The organism is Rhodobacteraceae bacterium D3-12, from assembly GCA_025916135.1.
GTDB lineage: Bacteria > Pseudomonadota > Alphaproteobacteria > Rhodobacterales > Rhodobacteraceae > JAKGBX01.
On sequence record CP104793.1, the window covers coordinates 2,903,569 to 2,921,005 of the forward strand.

The 17,437-nt window shown below is 62.3% G+C and carries 17 protein-coding genes and 1 pseudogene; 3 read left to right on the forward strand and 15 right to left on the reverse strand.

Annotated features, from left to right (window positions below):
- The first annotated feature begins 21 nt into the window (after positions 1-21).
- Positions 22-726 (forward strand): purine-nucleoside phosphorylase, encoded by a 705-nt coding sequence (deoD, locus tag N4R57_14345; protein ID UYV36197.1) that lies wholly within the window; start codon positions 22-24, stop codon positions 724-726.
- On the opposite strand, the gene N4R57_14350 is transcribed toward deoD, so the two are convergent.
- Positions 706-1,581 (reverse strand): LysR family transcriptional regulator, encoded by an 876-nt coding sequence (locus N4R57_14350; GenBank protein ID UYV36198.1) that lies wholly within the window; start codon positions 1,579-1,581, stop codon positions 706-708. The two genes, deoD and N4R57_14350, sit on opposite strands and share 21 nt — an antisense overlap.
- Positions 1,582-1,680: 99 nt before the next feature.
- On the opposite strand from N4R57_14350, the gene N4R57_14355 reads away from it, so the two are divergent.
- Positions 1,681-3,006, forward strand: a complete 1,326-nt coding sequence (locus tag N4R57_14355; GenBank protein UYV36199.1) for an aminotransferase class I/II-fold pyridoxal phosphate-dependent enzyme — start codon at positions 1,681-1,683, stop codon at positions 3,004-3,006.
- A 135-nt stretch (positions 3,007-3,141) separates the two neighbouring features.
- Here the strand turns inward: N4R57_14355 and N4R57_14360 are convergent, their stop codons facing one another.
- The 14 genes and pseudogenes from N4R57_14360 to N4R57_14425 all read right to left on the reverse strand — a co-directional run bounded on the left by N4R57_14360 (position 3,142) and on the right by N4R57_14425 (position 16,751).
- Positions 3,142-3,984, reverse strand: coding sequence for a DUF1989 domain-containing protein (locus N4R57_14360; protein ID UYV36200.1), 843 nt, complete (start codon positions 3,982-3,984; stop codon positions 3,142-3,144).
- Between the two features lie 359 nt (positions 3,985-4,343).
- Positions 4,344-5,522 (reverse strand): type III PLP-dependent enzyme, encoded by a 1,179-nt coding sequence (locus N4R57_14365; GenBank protein ID UYV39587.1) that lies wholly within the window; start codon positions 5,520-5,522, stop codon positions 4,344-4,346.
- 513 nt (positions 5,523-6,035) lie between these two features.
- Entirely contained in the window at positions 6,036-7,682 is a 1,647-nt protein-coding gene (locus tag N4R57_14370) for an FAD-binding dehydrogenase (protein UYV36201.1), read from the reverse strand.
- Positions 7,683-8,241: 559 nt separating this feature from the next.
- Positions 8,242-8,943: a cell envelope integrity protein CreD gene (locus N4R57_14375; GenBank protein UYV36202.1), complete on the reverse strand. Its 702-nt coding sequence runs from the start codon at positions 8,941-8,943 to the stop codon at positions 8,242-8,244.
- A complete protein-coding gene (locus N4R57_14380) occupies positions 8,940-9,668 on the reverse strand; it encodes a cell envelope integrity protein CreD (GenBank protein UYV36203.1) in 729 nt (242 codons plus the stop codon). The genes N4R57_14375 and N4R57_14380 overlap by 4 nt, the downstream gene beginning before the upstream one ends.
- A gap of 142 nt (positions 9,669-9,810) precedes the next feature.
- Positions 9,811-10,098 carry a hypothetical protein gene (locus tag N4R57_14385; protein UYV36204.1) on the reverse strand — a complete coding sequence of 96 codons (288 nt, stop codon included), beginning with the start codon at positions 10,096-10,098 and terminating at the stop codon, positions 9,811-9,813.
- Positions 10,098-10,880, reverse strand: a complete 783-nt coding sequence (locus tag N4R57_14390) for a succinate dehydrogenase iron-sulfur subunit (GenBank protein UYV36205.1) — start codon at positions 10,878-10,880, stop codon at positions 10,098-10,100. The genes N4R57_14385 and N4R57_14390 overlap by 1 nt, the downstream gene beginning before the upstream one ends.
- Positions 10,881-10,896: 16 nt before the next feature.
- Entirely contained in the window at positions 10,897-11,217 is a 321-nt protein-coding gene (locus tag N4R57_14395; protein ID UYV36206.1) for a succinate dehydrogenase, read from the reverse strand.
- Positions 11,217-13,021: pseudogene (gene sdhA, locus N4R57_14400) on the reverse strand (succinate dehydrogenase flavoprotein subunit). Before sdhA ends, N4R57_14395 begins: the two are co-directional and overlap by 1 nt.
- Positions 13,022-13,033: 12 nt before the next feature.
- Positions 13,034-13,405 (reverse strand): succinate dehydrogenase, hydrophobic membrane anchor protein, encoded by a 372-nt coding sequence (gene sdhD, locus N4R57_14405; protein ID UYV36207.1) that lies wholly within the window; start codon positions 13,403-13,405, stop codon positions 13,034-13,036.
- A gap of 11 nt (positions 13,406-13,416) precedes the next feature.
- Positions 13,417-13,800, reverse strand: coding sequence for a succinate dehydrogenase, cytochrome b556 subunit (sdhC, locus tag N4R57_14410; protein UYV36208.1), 384 nt, complete (start codon positions 13,798-13,800; stop codon positions 13,417-13,419).
- 443 nt (positions 13,801-14,243) lie between these two features.
- Positions 14,244-15,287, reverse strand: coding sequence for a MaoC family dehydratase (locus tag N4R57_14415; protein UYV36209.1), 1,044 nt, complete (start codon positions 15,285-15,287; stop codon positions 14,244-14,246).
- Between the two features lie 29 nt (positions 15,288-15,316).
- Positions 15,317-15,862 carry an NnrU family protein gene (locus N4R57_14420; GenBank protein ID UYV36210.1) on the reverse strand — a complete coding sequence of 182 codons (546 nt, stop codon included), beginning with the start codon at positions 15,860-15,862 and terminating at the stop codon, positions 15,317-15,319.
- Between the two features lie 49 nt (positions 15,863-15,911).
- Positions 15,912-16,751 (reverse strand): CoA ester lyase, encoded by an 840-nt coding sequence (locus N4R57_14425; GenBank protein UYV36211.1) that lies wholly within the window; start codon positions 16,749-16,751, stop codon positions 15,912-15,914.
- 357 nt (positions 16,752-17,108) lie between these two features.
- On the opposite strand from N4R57_14425, the gene N4R57_14430 reads away from it, so the two are divergent.
- Positions 17,109-17,432 carry a hypothetical protein gene (locus N4R57_14430; protein UYV36212.1) on the forward strand — a complete coding sequence of 108 codons (324 nt, stop codon included), beginning with the start codon at positions 17,109-17,111 and terminating at the stop codon, positions 17,430-17,432.
- Positions 17,433-17,437: the final 5 nt, after the last annotated feature.

A 17,437-nucleotide genomic window follows, 5' to 3' on the forward strand; every position in this document is an offset into this window, starting at 1 on the left:
GCGAAGCAAGGGAGCGTGAGTATGACCATTCACATTGGGGCCAAGCCCGGAGAGATTGCCGAAACCGTTTTGATGCCGGGCGACCCTCTGCGCGCGAAATGGGCGGCCGAGACATTCCTGACGGACGTTAAATGCGTCAATGAAACAAGGGGGATGCTTGGGTTTACCGGGACGTGGAATGGCCACCGCGTCAGCATTCAGGGATCGGGCATGGGCATGCCGAGCCTGTCGATTTACGCCAATGAGCTGATCAAGGATTTCGGGGCGAAGACCCTGATCCGCATCGGCTCTTGTGGGGCGATGCAGGAGAGCGTGGGCATTCGCGATGTGATCGTGGCGATGACGGCGAGTTCGCTTTCGACCCCGTCGCGGGGGTTCTTCAAAGAGCTGAATTTTGCCCCTTGCGCCGATTTCGGATTGCTGCGCGGGGCAGTGGCGGCAGCCGAGGCCAGAGGGGTCACACCCCATGTCGGCGGGATCTATTCGGCGGATGTGTTTTATGACGAACGCCCTGATTTGAATGAACAAATGACGCGCCATGGGATTTTGGCCGTCGAGATGGAAGCAGCCGAGCTTTACACTGTTGCGGCGCGGTTCGGGGCGCGCGCGCTGGCGGTTTTGACCGTGTCGGACCATTTGCTGACCCATGAGGCATTGCCCGCCGAAGACCGCGAGCGCAGCTTTGGCGACATGGTTGAAATTGCGCTAACCGCTGCTTTCGCCTGAGAGCTGGGCACAAATCTTGTCGAGCGTTTCTGATCGCGGGCCGGGGCGGCGCTCTAGCGTGATGGCCTTGCCGGTTTCAAGCACGGGCGACAGAACCGCGACCAAGCGACCGGCGTCGAGGTGAGGTTGCACAAGGGGGCCATGCGCCATGAGCACCCCTGCCCCGTTGACCGCCTCCTGAACGGCGAGAGCATAGAGCGAAAACGCCGGCCCGGACAGGGAGAGACGGCGTTGCGGCGCGGCGTAAGCGAGCCAGTCTGACCAATCCTCGGCCCATGTGGCATCCCGCAGGCAGGCGTGATCTTCAAGGTCGGCGGGGGTGGTGATGGTGGCGGCGATTTGCGGGGCGCAAACCGGGAAAATGACATCCGGTTCAATGGCTTGCCCTTCATCATGACCCAAGAAGATCGACAGGTCAAACGGCTCGCGCATCAGGTTCGGCGGGGTTTCCAATGCGGTGATCGACAGGTCAAGATCTGGCATGGCGGTGCGCAGCGCGGGCAAGCGCGGAGAGAGCCAAAGCTGGGCAATTGCGGGCAAGGCGGCGATGTGCACCCGCTCTGGTCGGGCTGAGGCGCGCAGACCTTGCACGGCGCGTCCCATCTGGTCAAAGGCGCTCACCAGAGGGGCGAGGGTTTGTTTGCCAAGGCTTGTCAGGCTGAGCCCTTGGGCGTGACGCGCGAACAAAGCCGCCCCTGCCCAATCTTCGAGGGTTTTCACATGCTGGGCAACAGCACCGGGCGAAACGCCAAGCTCTTCTGCCGCTTTGGAAAAGCCGCCCAAACGCGCCGCCGCCTCGAAAGCGCGCAAGGCGTTGAGCGACGGGCCACGCGGGCGGGGTGGGTTAACGGCCATATCGAAGACTCAGTTTTTCTAGCCCTAATTTTCAGAAATACTGGTTTGCAAAGGGCAATTATTCAAGGTCTTTTCCGATTAACCAATGGAGTGACTGTCATGCAAAACCTTGTTCAACGCGGCTGGGTGCCAAAAACGACCGAAACGCTGGTTCAAACGGTCGCCGCCGATGTGTCAAACCAGACAAGTGACGCCATCGCCGCGCGGATCGAGGGCTTGGCAGTGGACAACAAGAGCATCCACGAAAAAGATTGCTTTAACCTTAATCCCGCGACCAACGTGATGAACCCACGCGCAGAAGCCTTGCTTTCCAGTGGGTTAGGCACGCGCCCCTCGCTGGGCTATCCCGGTGACAAATACGAAATGGGGCTGGAAGCGATTGAGGAAATCGAGGTGATCTGCGCCGAGCTTTGTGCCGAAGTATTTGACGCGAAATACGCCGAAATCCGGGTGCCATCCGGCGCGATTGCCAACCTTTATGGCTTTATGGCGCTGTGCAAGCCGGGCGACCAAATCATTGTTCCGCCTGGCAAAATTGGCGGACACGTGACGCATCACATGGCCGGGTGCGCCGGGCTTTATGGGTTGCAGATCCATGAGGCGCCGGTCGATGCCGATGGCTATTCGATTGACCTTGACGGGTTGGAGGCATTGGCGCGGCGGGTGAAGCCGGTGCTGATCACGGTTGGCGGTTCGCTCAACCTGTATGAGCATCCGGTGCGTAAGGTGCGTGAAATCGCAGATAAAACAGGGGCTTACGTGCTGTTTGACGCGGCGCATCAATGCGGGATGATCGCCGGGAAGGCGTGGTCGAACCCGCTGGCAGAGGGCGCGCATCTGATGACGATGAGCACCTACAAGAGCCTTGGCGGGCCGCCTTCGGGTTTGATCGTGACCAACGAGGCGGAGATCGCCAAGCGGCTGGATTCAATCGCTTTTCCGGGCATGACGGCGAATTTCGACGCGGCGAAATCGGCCGCTTTGGCGATGGCGATGCTGGATTGGAAGGACCACGGCGAAGCCTACGCGCGGGCGATGATCGACACGGCGCACGCCTTGGCCAAGGCGTTGAAAGACAACGGTATTGCGCTGTTCGAGGGGCGCGACGGGCCGACCCGAAGCCACCAGTTTGCGGTTCTGGCCGAGGGGTTTGGCGGCGGGCAAGCGGCGTCAAAGACCCTGCGAAAAGCCGGGTTTCTGGCCTGTGGCATCGGCCTTCCGATCAAGGAATTAGCGCATGATCTCAACGGGTTGCGAATTGGCACGCCAGAGCTTGTCCGGTGGGGGATGACGCCGTCTGACATGCCGGAATTGGGCGCGCGGATCGCGGCGGCTTTGAGGTCGAACAAGCCCGAAGAGCTGGCCGGGGAGACCGCAAAATATCGCGGGTTATTCAATCGTATACACTACGTTCACGGGGGTTAACCGGGGCAATCGGGGCGAAATCAAAACGTATGACTCCCGGCTGACATTCGGCTGACTTCCGGCTGCCGTTTAAGTGAACCGTTGGTTAACGCAAAATTGGTTAACGCAGCGTTTGGTAACCTTTTGAACCGCAGCCTAGCCTCCATGGCTACGGTCATAACCGTTGGGCGCGGGGGAGGTCCAGCCGGTGAGCGCCTCCGGGTCGGGGGCGAACACCTCGACCAGCAGCGGGAAGCAGGCGGCGGTATCGGACGAATGCTCGGCCGAGCAATCGCCGCCGGGACAGGCGGAGAGCGCGCCGAGCAGGTCAATCTCGGCAAAGAATTCGAGGTGGTCGCCGGGGCGCACCGGAGAAGCTTTCATAAAATATTGCCCGGTGTCGCGGGTGAAGCCGGTACACATGAAGACGTTGAGCACGTCATGCACATGCGGTTCGGCCTCGTGCAGACTCATGCCGGTTTCGGCGGCCAGAGCGCGGGTGAGGTTGGAGTGGCAGCAATGGTGATACTGCGTGCCGGCCAGAAGGTTGCCGGTGTAAGGGTCACAGCGCGTGCCGATCACGTCATGCACCGAGCCGCCGAAGGCGTCGATGCCATACCAGCCAAGCGTGTCGGTGGTGATGGTGGCCATGGGGCGCAGGGTTGGGAAGCTGCTCCACATCCGCTCGCCCGTGGTGAGGTGGGTGCCGTGAAGGGCGCGGGATTTGCCGGAGTAGAACCGCTCGCTGAGGTCATTGGCGTTCCAGAGGTTGAGGTCACCGACCTGTGGGCCATCGACCGAGGAGATGCGAAAGAAATGCCCGGCCGGGGCGCGGAAGGTTCTGGCATCGCGCGGAGGGACCAGCACCTCGGCCGTTTTGATCGCACCGGCGCGGGCGGCGGCGTAGAGCGCGAGATCGGGCTTGGGCAGCGTTTCATTGGGGTAGCAGATGACAGGTTTGACGGCGCGGCGTTGGGCGGCATCGGGTGGTGTTGGCATGGCGCGGCTCCTTGCGATTGGGCCAACAGTCCAACGAATTGCAGCCAAGCGCAACAGCAGGCATGCGCCGGCCATATGGCGGGCGCATGCCGGATCGTAGGCGATCCGGCGGGGAGCGCAATGGGTTGGCTGGGGAGGTCTGGACGGGAGAGGTGTGAACGGGGCATGCCCGACCTCGGGAGGGCCAGACAGACGAGCGCGACCGTTGTGATGCCGAATGCCATCGCCCCGAGCGCAGCGGTCGTCGTATGAATGCCCTCCCCGGGGGGAGGTCGGGCATGGCGCGGTCGCGCCGGGTGCTTCGCTTTTTCAGGGATGCACCCGGAGTCTTTCGCGCAATTACACCTCTCGTCAGATGCTCAGATCACCACCACATCCAGCGGCGGGAAGCCGTTGAAGCCGACGGAAGCATAGCTCGACGTGTAGGCGCCGCAATTGCGGATCAACACGCGGTCGCCGGAGCGCAGACCAAGGGGGAGATCGACCATCCGTTTCTCATAGAGCACATCGGCGCTGTCACAGGAGGGGCCAGCCATGATGCAGGGGCCGCGGCGTTCGGCGTCGCGCTCGGTCACGAATTGATAGCGGATCGCCTCGTCCATGGTTTCGGCGAGGCCCGAGAATTTGCCGATATCGAGGTAGACCCAGCGGTGCAATTCGTCCTCGGATTTGCGCGAGACCAGCAGCACCTCGGCGGCGATCATGCCCGCTTCGGCGACCAGCCCGCGGCCCGGTTCGGCCATGATGCGGGGCACGTCGCCGAAGCGTTCGTTGATGAGGGCGATGACGCGGGCGGCGTAGGGCGTGGGGGCTTCGATCGCCTCGCCGTAAAACGCCGGGAAGCCGCCGCCGATGTTGAGCAGCGAGAGGTCATGCCCCGCCGCGCGCGCCGCGTGCCAGAGGGCAGCGATTTGATCGAGGGTGGCGGCCCACATGCGCGCCTCGCGGGTTTGCGAGCCGACGTGGAAAGAGAAGCCCACCGGCGCGAGGCCCAATGCGCGGGCGCGGTCGAGCAGGGAAATCGCCTTGTCCCGGCCACAGCCGAATTTGCGCGAGAGCGGCCAGTCGGCCTCGGAGGCGTCAACGATCAGGCGGATATAAACCTCGGACCCCGGTGCGAATTCAGCTATCTTTTCAAGCTCTTGCTCGGCATCTGCCGCAAAGAGGCGAATGCCCGCGTGATAGGCGAATTCGATGTCGGAGGCGCGTTTGATGGTGTTGCCAAAAGAGATTTTCGACGGCTCGGCGCCTTGGCTGAGGCAGAGTTCAATCTCGGCGCGGCTGGCGGCGTCAAAGCCGGAGCCGAGGTTTACCAGCGTCTCGATGATCTCGCGCGCGGGGTTTGCCTTGACCGCGTAGTGGATGTGCGCCGGGCCGAGACCCGCCGCCAGAGCGGCGTATTGACGGGCCACCGCTTGGGTGTCGATCACCAGCGTCGGGCGATCAAAGCGGGCGGTTTGCAGGAAGGTTTCGACGCGCGAAACAGGCATAGCACGACGGGCGACCCCAAGGTCGGTTACGAAAGCGTTCATGGTCATCTCCAAAAGACAATGGCCTTGCATAGGCCGATCCGTTCAAAGGGAGACGTTACCGTCGCTGCGTAACCATAGGGGATGTGGCCCCTTGCGCCAGAGGCGCGTGCGTTGGCGTCTTGATCGCGCAATTGGGGCCAAACGCGATTCTGCGCAAGTGGTAAAATGCGCGGGCGGGTGGTTTTTTGCGTGCCCGGGTTTAACTCGCCTTATCTGTGCCCGGGCGGCGACAGTCATAGGGGGGCTTGCCCGTTGTTGTCACGGTTTGTGCGCCGCAGGCGACACACACATAGTGGCGTTCTGCGCCCTGCGCGCGCGGATCGCCACGGCGGCGGTCTTCGCGCCAGCGACAGTGGCGCGCGGCGGGATTGGCGTAGATCGCGATAAGAATGATGGCGATGACGACGCCAGCGAGGGCAAAAATCATGGCGTGATGAGGCGCGTATGGGCGCGAAATGTCAAGTTTCAGACGGGAGGGCGCATGGCCATGCCCCCGTCCCTTTCACATGATCGCAACCGTCAGGCGCTGCGCCCTGCCGCACGGCCCGAGAAGATACAGCCGCCGAGGAAGGTGCCTTCGAGCGCGTTGTAGCCGTGATAGCCGCCACCGCCGAAGCCCGAAACCTCGCCCGCGGCATAGAGCCCCTCGAACGGGGTGCCATCGGGGCGCAAGACGCGGGCGTCGATATCGGTGTGCAGCCCGCCCAGCGATTTGCGGGTCAGGATGTTGAGGCGCACGGCGATGAGCGGCCCCTTGGAGGGATCGAGGATGCGGTGTGGTTTGGCCACGCGCACGATCTTGTCCCCGAGGTAGTTGCGGGCCGAGCGGATCGCCATCACTTGCGCATCCTTGGAGAATTTATGCGCGATCTGGCTGTCGCGGGCCTCGATCTGGGCGCGGATGCGGGCCGGGTCGAGCGGCGCATCGGGGGTCAGCGCATTCATGCCTTTGATCAGCGTGTCGAGGTCATCAGAGATAACGAAATCCTCACCATGGCTTTTGAAGGCTTCGACCTCGGTCGTGGCGCCCTTCTTGAAGGTGCGCGCCTTGAGCACCTCCCAAAGCTTGCCAGACACGAAATCGGGGTTTTGTTCGGAACCGGAGAGGGCGAATTCCTTTTCGATGATCTTTTGCGTGAGGATGAACCAGCTGTGCTCGTGCCCCGTTTGCAGGATGCGTTTCAGGGTCGCCAACGTGTCAAAGCCCGGCAGGCAGGGCGCCTCCATCCGCTCGCCCAGAGCGTCGAACCACATGGAGGACGGGCCGGGCAGCACGCGGATGCCGTGGTTGGGCCAGATCGGATCCCAATTGGCGAGGCCTTCGGTATAGTGCCACATGCGGTCTTCGTTGATGGCCCCTGCCCCGGCGGCTTTGGCGGCTTCGGCCATTTGGCCGTCGACGTAATCAGGCACGCCGGCGACCATGCGTGCGGGCGCGGGGCCTAGCCGGTCGACCGGCCAGACTTTGCGCACCATGTCGTGGTTGCCGCCGATGCCGCCGCTGGCGACGATCACGTTCTCGGCGTGGTATTCAAAGGTGCCCGTCACCTCGCGGTTGGTCGAGGCCCCGCGCCGCGCGTGATCATGGGCGAGCATTTCGCCCTGCACGCCCGTGACGCGCCCGTTGGTGACAACGAAGCCGGTCACGCGGTGGCGGAAGGCAAAGCGCAGCGTGCCCGCCGCTTCGGCCGCGCGGGCGAGGTCGACAAAGGGCGCAACGATGCCTTCGCCCGCGCCCCATGTGATGTGAAAGCGCGGCACCGAATTGCCATGCCCATCAGCAAAGCCGCCGCCGCGTTCGGCCCAGCCCACAAGCGGGATCCAGCGCATGCCGATCGCGGCGAGATCATCGCGCATCGGCCCGGCGGCATAGTCGAGATAGGCCTCGGCCACTTGGCGAGGGTTATCATCCTCGGGACGATCAAAACCGGCGCTTCCCATCCAGTCGTTATGGGCCAGCGTGCGGCTGTCTTTGACGCCCATGCGGCGTTGCTCGGGCGTGTCGATCATGAAGAGGCCACCGAGGGACCAGAACGCCTGACCGCCGAGGCTTTGCTCGCCTTCCTGTTCGATCATCAGCACCTTGCGGCCCCGGTTGGTGGCGGCGTGGGCGGCGGCCAGCCCGGCAAGGCCGCCGCCTACGATGATGATGTCTGCGTCTGGCATGTTTGTCCCTCTTCCCCGTTTGAGACCGAGCGTAGGAGGTTTGGGGCGGGTCTGTCTATGTTGACGGTGGGTTAGTGGAAAGCCGGGCGGCGGCGGACCGGGGGGGGCGGTCTGGCGATGCATCCTCTCGGCAATGGGTGGCTTGCGGGTTTGATGCCGTGCATTGACGGCGCGCGCGGGGGCGACCCGACGGTATTATCGCATGTTTTAACTATGCCAAGTCCGAACACCTTCACCGTCGCGCCTGTCCTCAGCCAAATCGCCGCCGCGTTGGGGCGCGCCGGCGATGCACGGCGGCCTGCGGCCTTGTTCCCGTGCAAGGGCAGTAACGAAATGAGGCTTTCGGATGCGGCACCGGGCGCGAATAGCGGCCCTTTGGGCCGCCGCGCATCACTGCCGCGCTCCCACGCGGCGGCGATTGGCTGCTGTCATGTGCGCCATTCATCGTGGTCGGATTTGGCTGGCATAAATTGCCCCAATCAGTCGTTGCATCGCCACCGCGCGCGGCAGCCATGCGCGCTGGTCGGCGGCGGGGAGCTCACCCCCGCCGCCGGTTGGGTCAGCTTGCCGGACCGCTTGCCGTGGCCGGGGCCTGTGCGCGCGCCGGGCGGGTGAACCAGCGGCGGCGGGTGCGCCCCTCGCCATACCAATTGGCGTTGCGGGTGGCGAACATCGTGCCGGCGATGGCGCCAAAGGTCAGCACCGCCCCGGCCAGAAGCGCGTAATCAGCGCTGCGCAGGATCAGGTAGAGCACGCCGTAGAGCACGCCCTGCAACGCCGCGAGCAGCCATGTGCGCCGCCCCAAGCCCAGCGCGAGCGCCCCGAAGCCCGCGATCAGCGCCACCGTCGCGGCGGCAGAGATCAGATAGGCCAGCGCAAACCCCATCTGTTCGGCCAGTGCCAGCATCAGCAGGAAAAACGCCGATTGAGCCAGCCCGACAAGGATGTATTGCACCGGATGTGCGGGGCGCTTTGTCTGTCCTTCGATCAGGAAAATCGTAAGGAAGGTCAGGCCGATAAACAGCACGCCGTAATGCGCCGCGCGGTAGCTTTTTTGATAAAAATCATTGGGTTGATAGAGGCGCACGCCAAAGCTGGTATGGCGGCGGGCGTCGGCTTCGTGATCCTGACGGGCGATTTGGGCCACGGCGCGGGCAAGGTGGGGAATGGTCCATGAGGCGGTAAAACCGGCCTCGGACACCTCGCGCGTGTCGGGCAGGAAGGCGCCGATAAAGCTGGGATGCGGCCAGTCGCTTGTCATTGCAATCCGGCTTTCACGCCCTGCGGGGTGAGCGTGAGCGATTGCGCGCCGTTGATGGCGAGGCTGAGGTGATAGGTGCCATGCTTGCGTGGATCACCCGTCGCCGCTTCGATGCCTTGCATGTCACCTTGGGCGGCGCCGAGCGGTTCGAGCATCAGGGTCTTGCCCCCCGCTTTGAGCGTTGCCGCGCCGCGCAGGGCGCGGTTTGAGCTAACGTGGACGCGCAGGCGTGCTTGATCCCACAGCGCGATCTCTTCGCCGGTGAGGTGGTCGGCGAGTTGATCGACGGGAAAATCGAAGGCCAGCGCCAGATCGGCGCGGTAGACCGGCACGCGAAAAATGCCGCGGTGGCGCTCTTCTGTTTTGCTTGTGACGTCGGCGTCAAAGCGGTTGGGATAGAGGTAAACCGGCGCGCGGGCTTGCACGCGATCAACCTCGCGGATGACAAAGATCGGGTTGCCTTTGCCATCAAGCTTTTGCGCGCCGGTGGCCGGGTCGGTCAGCTCGTGTTTCTCGCGCACGGTGACGGTTTCCTGGACCGGCACGACCAGAACCGGGCCGCTAAGCTTTTGCCGCCCGCCCCACTCGTGACCGACGCTTTGCATTGTGGAGCGGTTATAGCCGGCGCGTTCGTTGATGATTTCCGAGACGAAAAAGGCGGGGATGAACATCAGAAGAGTTAAGAGCCCAACGATAAGGAAGCGGAGACCGGGGGAGTTACGCATATGCACTGTCCTTTTGCATTTTGAATTATGCAGACAGGATTAGCGGCGCGATTGCGCAAGGCTTTGAGGGGTGTTTCAGCAGATTTCGTGCAGGCGTGGCGGTGTAAGGGGTGGCGGTGCAGGCATGGTGGGGTCGCCGGGATCAGGCGTCGTCGGTGAGCCGTTTGATCAGATGGGCGCGGCGCTCTGCTTTGGTAAGGGTGCCCGCGCTATAGCCGTTGCCAAAGGCGGCTTGGGTCTCGGGAGAGGCATAGTCGCTTTCAAACACGCGCCCGAGCTGTTTAAGCATCTCGGCGACCTCCCACGAGAAGCCGCTTTCGCCCATGGCAACGCGATTGAGGTAATGCATCCGCGACGCGAGAGCGTGGCAGGTGGCGCGGAACTCTTCTTTGGATTTGAATTCCAGAGAGGGTTCCGCGGGGTCGCCCATCACACCACCCGATTGACCATCATCTGCTTGATCTCAGAGATCGCCTTGGCCGGGTTCAACCCTTTGGGGCAGGTCTTGGTGCAGTTCATGATGGTGTGGCAGCGATAGAGTTTGAACGGATCTTCCAGATCGTCCAAACGCTCGCCCGTGGCCTCATCGCGGCTGTCGATGATCCAGCGGTAGGCATGCAAGAGCGCCGCCGGGCCGAGGTATTTGTCCGAGTTCCACCAGTAGGACGGGCAGGACGTGGAGCAGGACGCGCACATCACGCATTCATAAAGACCATCGAGTTTCTTGCGGTCTTCAATCGACTGGCGCCATTCGCGTTGCGGGCGGTTGGTTTTGGTTTCGAGCCACGGCATGATGCTGGCGTGCTGGGCATAGAAATGCGTGAGGTCGGGGATCAGGTCCTTGACCACCGGCATATGCGGCAGCGGATAGATTTTGACCGTCTCGCCTTTGATCTCGTCCATGCCATAGATACAGGCCAGAGTGTTCAGCCCGTCGATGTTCATCGCGCAGGAACCACAGATCCCTTCGCGGCAGGAGCGGCGGAAGGTCAGCGTCGGGTCGACCTTGTCCTTGATATAGATGAGCCCGTCCAGAACCATCGGCCCGCAATCGTCGAGATCAACGAAGTAGGTGTCAACGCGTGGGTTCTGGCCGTCATCCGGGCTCCAGCGATAGATCTGGAACTTGCGCAGGTTGGTCGCGCCGGAGGGCTTGGGCCATGTCTTGCCCGTCACCATGCGGGAGTTCTTTGGAAGGGTCAGTTGAACCATGGGGTCGGTCCTCTGCTTAATTGAGGGCCAGCGAGATGCTGGCCTTTGTGATACATTGCAACGCTTCGGGGCGTTTGGCGATAGCGAGCGTCAGTTCGGTCACATCGGCGTGGGCGCCGGTGGCCGCGCTGCCTGCGATTTGCAGGATTTCCTGAGCGCTGGCGGCGTCGATGATACAGTCGGTGACCGGTGCTGCGTTCACGCCGGGGAATTTTTCGGCCACGACACCGTTCACGGCGGTTTTGGCGCGGCCACGCGCCATGTCATCGGCGGCCTGTTGGGCCACGTCGCATGCCGTGAGCGCCATAAGCGCGAGTGTTGCCAGAGCCAGACGCATCAGAATGTCCGCGCTTTGGGTGCGATTTTCTTCAGCGAAATACCGCCCTCTTTCTCGGTCGTGAGCGGGTCTTTAACCACGTCACGCTGGCTGAGGCTGACCTTGTTGCCGCTCACCCGTGCGATGGTGTGGACGCGCCAGTTTTCATCGTCACGCTTGGGGTAATCCTCGTGCGCGTGGGCGCCACGAGATTCCTTGCGTGCCTCGGCACCGACGATGGTGGCCAGCGCGTTGGGCATGAGGTTGGTCAGCTCAAGCGTTTCCATCAGATCGGAGTTCCAGACCAGCGAGGTGTCTGTGACTTGCAGGTCATCCAGCTTGGCCGCGACGACGCCCATCTTCTCGACCCCTTCTTTGAGGGATTTGTCGGTGCGGAACACGGCCGCGTCGGCCTGCATGGTTTTTTGCATCTCAAGGCGCAGTTCCGCCGTGGGCGTTGCGCCCTTGGCGTGGCGCAGCCCGTCAAAGCGGTCAAACGCGGCATCAACCGAAGCCTGATTCAGCGCCGGGTTGGCCGTGCTTGGGTCAACCACATCACCGGCGCGAATGGCGGCGGCGCGGCCAAAGACCACAAGGTCAATCAGCGAGTTGGACCCGAGGCGGTTGGCCCCGTGAACGCTGGCGCAGCCCGCCTCGCCCACGGCCATCAGGCCCGGCACAACGGCGTTGGGGTCTTTGGCAGTGGGGTTGAGGACTTCGCCCCAATAGTTGGTCGGGATACCGCCCATGTTGTAATGCACGGTGGGCAGAACCGGGATCGGCTCTTTCGTGACATCGACACCGGCGAAAATCTTGGCGCTTTCCGAGATGCCGGGAAGGCGTTCGGCCAACGCCTCGGACGGGAGGTGGGAGAGGTTGAGGTGGATGTGATCCCCGTCCTTGCCCACGCCGCGCCCTTCGCGGATTTCCATGGTCATCGAGCGCGACACGTAATCGCGCGGCGCGAGGTCTTTATACTGGGGCGCATAGCGCTCCATAAAGCGTTCGCCTTCGGAGTTGGTGAGATACCCCCCTCGCCGCGCGCGCCTTCGGTGATGAGACAGCCGGAGCCATAGATGCCGGTCGGGTGGAATTGCACGAACTCCATATCCTGAAGCGCGAGGCCGGCACGGGCGACCATGCCGCCGCCATCGCCGGTGCAGGTATGCGCCGAGGTGCAGGAGAAGAACGCCCGGCCATAACCGCCGGTGGCCAGCACGACCATCTTGGCGTTGAACACATGCATGGTGCCGTCGTCCAGCTTCCAGCAGACGACGCCTTGGCATTGGCCATCATCGGACATGATGAGGTCAATCGCGAAGTATTCGATATAGAACTCCGCGTTGTTTTTCAGGCTTTGACCGTAAAGCGTGTGCAGGATGGCGTGGCCGGTCCGGTCGGCGGCGGCGCAGGTGCGCTGCACCGCAGGGCCTTCGCCGAATTCGGTGGTGTGGCCGCCAAACGGGCGCTGATAGATCTTGCCCTCTTCGGTGCGCGAGAACGGCACGCCGTAGTGGTCGAGTTCATAGACCGCTTTGGGCGCTTCGCGGGCGAGGTATTCCATCGCATCCGTATCGCCGAGCCAGTCCGAGCCTTTGACCGTGTCATACATGTGCCACTGCCAGTGGTCCGGGCCCATGTTGGAGAGCGAGGCGGCGATGCCGCCCTGTGCCGCAACGGTGTGCGAGCGGGTCGGGAACACTTTGGTCACGCAGGCGGTGCGCAGCCCCTGTTCGGCCATACCCAAAGTCGCGCGCAAGCCAGCACCGCCAGCCCCGACAACAACCACGTCATAGTCATGTGTTTCGTATTCGTATTCGGCCATATCGAAAAATCCTCAGAGCGCCATCTTGGCAAGGGCGAAAAGCCCGGTGGCTGTGATGGTATAGGAAAGCCCGATCACCAGCATGATCAGCCCCTTGCGAAGCGATCCGTGCCAATAATCCTCGATCATCATCCGGGCACCGTTTTTGAAGTGCATCATGCTGACCAACAGCGTGAGCCCAGCAAGGATTGCCGGGAAGGGGCGGGCAAAGGTGGCCTGCACCGTTGCCTGATCCTGTCCGATGGCGCGGCCCAGAATGATGACCAGCGTCGGGATGAGAAAGGCCAGCGCAACGGCAGAGACCTGCATATGCCAGTGATGCTCGGTCCCGGTGTGCGAGGCGCCTTTGCCTTCGGCGCGTTTGCGGGCGGTAAGGTAACGCATGTGTTCTCTCCTTACACGATCAGAAGGGTGAGGATGGTCAGCACGACCGACCCGATGATGCAGGCCCAGCCGAGTTTTTCGGCGGTGCCGATTTCAAGCCCGTGACCGGCATCGTAATAAAGGTGCCGCAGCCCGGCGAGGTAGTGATACCACAGGCCAAGCACGCTGAGCGTGAGGACAAGATCGCCGAACCACGAGGTCAGCACCCCGTTGGCAAGGGCAAAAGAGCTTTCCGAGGTCGCCGCCGCCAGAAGCCACCAGACAACCAGCATAAACGACACCACAAGGGCGTTGCCGGTGATCCGGGTCAGGATCGAGCTCAGCATGGTGATCTGGAAGCGGTAAATCTGAAGGTGCGGGCTGAGCGGACGCTCTACTGGTTTTTCAGTGGCCATGGGAGTTCCCCCTGAATATCGTTGGCAGGCGCCCTTATAGGCGCAATCGCTGAAGCCTTTGATAACGGTTTCAAGCGCGGTGTCACGCATTCTTCGCACATGGATCGGGATTTTTCCGCGTATCGCGGCGTTATGTCCCCGGTTGTGATCACTGATATCGGTAGCGTGATCACAAAATCAGCCCCCTACCCCGCCAGATTGGTCTGTGGGTGGGTTTGGTGTTGCCGGTTTATGGGGCGCATCGAGTCGGGTCACGGGGTGGTTGCCGTTGAAATCCCTTGGAATTGAGTAAAACCGTTGGTTTATGTGATCACAAGTTGAAACATCGCCCCGCCATCCCTTTTGCAACGCTGCTTTTGTCGCCCGCCCCGTTTGCAATAACGGGCCGAGCGGGCGCCAAGGTTTCGGCTGATGGTTTCAACTGGCAAATACAACGCGCGAAACTAGAGCGGCATCAACGCCCAGTAGTCCAGATCAAGCAGCACGCCGGGCAGGTATTTGCCATCCTCGCCCTTCAACGCGCCGACCGAGCCATCCGAGGTTGCCACCAGCCGGAGCCGGATCGCACCGACGCCGGGGGCGGAAGTTTCGGCTTTGTCGAGCACTTCGGACCATGCCTTGACCGTGAGGCCAGAGAAACAGGGGTTTGCATGGGCGCCGCCGTTCAGGCCCACGATCATCTGTGCATTGGCGAGACCATTGAAGGACAGCGCCCGCGCCATCGAGATCACGTGGCCGCCATAGATCAGCCGCTGCCCGTCTGGGCGGAAGGTGGCGTCGAAATGCACCTTGGCCGTGTTTTGCCACAGGCGGGTGGCGATCATATGCTCGGCCTCTTCGATGGTGACGCCGTCGACGTGGTCGATCACCTCGCCGATGTCATAGTCGCCAAAGCGATGCGGCTCGCCCGAGAGGGTCGTGTTGTAGGCGGTAAAATCAAGCCCTGCAGGGATCGCAAGATCCTCTGCTGAGAGGGTCTTTTTCAGCTCGGGGATCACCGTTTCGGGCGCGGGTGCATCAAGGTCGGATTTGCGCACCATGACCCAGCGCACATAGTCCATCACCACTTCGTCGCGCTGGTTCAGCCCACGGGTGCGGACATAGACAACGCCGGATTTGCCGTTGGAATTCTGCTTCAGCCCAATGACTTCGGAAGTCGAGCGCAGGGTGTCGCCGGAATACACGGGCTTGAGCCAGCGGCCTTCGGCATAGCCGAGATTGGCCACAGCGTTGAGAGAAATGTCGGGCACGGTTTTGCCGAACACCACATGGAACGCGGCGAGATCGTCAATCGGGCTGCATGGCAGACCGCTGGCGCGGGCGAATTCATCGGATGAATACAGCGCGTGGCGCGCCGGGTAGAGCGCATGATAGAGCGCACGCTCGCCCCCCGAAACGGTGCGCGGAACGGCGTGTTCAATCACATCGCCAAGGGTGTAATCCTCAAAAAACCGGCCAGGATTGGTTTTGGCATTGGTTTTCGCCATGGGGTAAGTCTCCAGCAGTGTCAGTTGGGTCAGCCGAACGGGTTATAGCCGAGCCAGGAATGGATGAGAGCGATCACGCCAAACACGGCGACGGCGCCGACCGCTGCGCCGATTTCCTTGCCCATCGGTGCGGGCGGGGGCGGCGCGGGGCGCGGGTTGGCGCGGTTGAGCAAGATCACCTCGACCACCGCCCAAGCCAGAAGGCCACCGAACAGAACGAAGGATTCCACATCGCCATTCACCAGCAAATGCGCCACGGCCCAGAGTTTGAACGCGGTGAGTTGCGGGTTGCGCAGCCAACCCTTGGCGCGGGTTTTCATGCCGTCGGCGGCAAAGATATAGACCACGATCAGCATCAACAGGTTGTTGATCCCGGTCATCATCGGCGTGCGCCCCCAAAAGAACGCGCCATCGGCCATGCGGTAGCCGATGATCATCAAAACGATCGAGGCGACAATGGCCAGCGCCACCGGGCCTTTGCCTTTTTCGCCCATCGGTTCGCGGACACCGGGGGCAAGACGTTTGAAAAGATGCGCAGCACTCCAGAGGAGAACGCCGAGGATGAGAAGGATCATTGGGGGCTACCTTGTGATCTAGGGGCGAATGGTGGGGTGAAACCCCACCCTACATCGCGGCGATTGCGCTTGCCATGGCGAGGATTTTCTTGGCGGTTTCGACATGCAGGTTTTCGACGATCTTGCCATCGACCACGGCGACCCCCTGCCCTGTGCGCTCGACCTCGTCAAAGGCGTCGATCTGGCGGCGGGCGAGGTCGATTTCGGCCTCGGACGGGGAAAAGGCGGCGTTGGTTACCTCGACCTGGGCCGGGTGGATCAGGGTTTTGCCGTCAAAGCCCAGGTCGCGGCCCTGATCACATTCGAGCGCCAGCCCCTCGTCGTCCTTGAACTGGTTATAGACGCCATCGACCGCAACCACCCCATGGGCGCGCGCCGCCAGCAGCATCATCTGCAGCGAGGTCATCATCGGCAGCCGGTCGGCACGTGCGCGGCAGTTGAGTTCCTTGGCAAGGTCATTGGTGCCGGCGACAAAGCCCTGCACCTGCGGATGGGCGGCGATTTCCATCGCGTTCCAGATACCTTGGCAGGTTTCCATCATCGCCCAGATCGGCATATCGCCGACCAGCGCCGCGAGCGCGTCGATATCGGCGGCGCTATTGACCTTGGGCAAAAGCACGGCGTCGGCCTCCATCGCTGCCACGGCCTTGGCATCCTCGGCGCCCCATTCGGTATCGAGCGCGTTGATACGCACGATGCGGGCACGGTCGCCATAGCCGCCCTGTTTCAGGGCCGCGGCCAGCGTAGCGCGGGCGTCGACCTTGGCATCCGGGGTGACGGCGTCTTCGAGATCAAAGATGATCGCGTCCACGGCCAACCCACGGGCCTTGTCCAAGGCGCGCTCTTTTGAGCCGGGAATATAAAGAACGGAACGATAAGGGCGGGTCATGGCGAGTCTCTCCGGTGGTCTGCACGTGGTGTGCGGGGTAATATTCTTGCGCGGATGAAGCATTTTTTGCCGGTTTTGTTCAAGTCAAAAGCCGCTGCACCGCAGAATCTTTGCTTAATTCAGCGTATCGGACGCAGCGTTAACCTCGCTTTCATAGGGATTAGAGCAGGATTTGGTTGCGTCAAGGCCCAAGCATACCCCGACAAAGGGTCAAGGCATGGCGGGCAAAGCCCCGCCGGATCAGCCAGCAAGACGGAAGACATACAGCAGATCTTTGACGCGTAAAACTTCACGCCCGCCACAGGCCGGAAACCCGGCCCAGCGATGGCCGGGCCAGCACGACGAAAGGTTGATGCGATGAGATGCGTTACTGCGAAAGCCGCCCTGATGACCGGCGCAATGATGATCGTGGCCAGCGCCCTGCCCGCCAACGCCCAAAGCGCGCGCAACTGTGCGCCGCGCGACATGGTGGTCCGGCGGTTGGCCGAGAAATACAAGGAAACCCGCCAGTCGATGGGGCTTGGAGCGAATAACGCCGTGGTCGAGGTGTTCGCCTCTGCCGAAAGCGGCACATGGACGATCACGGTGACGATGCCCAATGGGGTGACGTGTCTGGTGGCCTCGGGGCAGGCGTTTGAGGCCTTGGCCGAAGCGCTGCCGGCAATGGGAAATGATGCTTGAGGGGT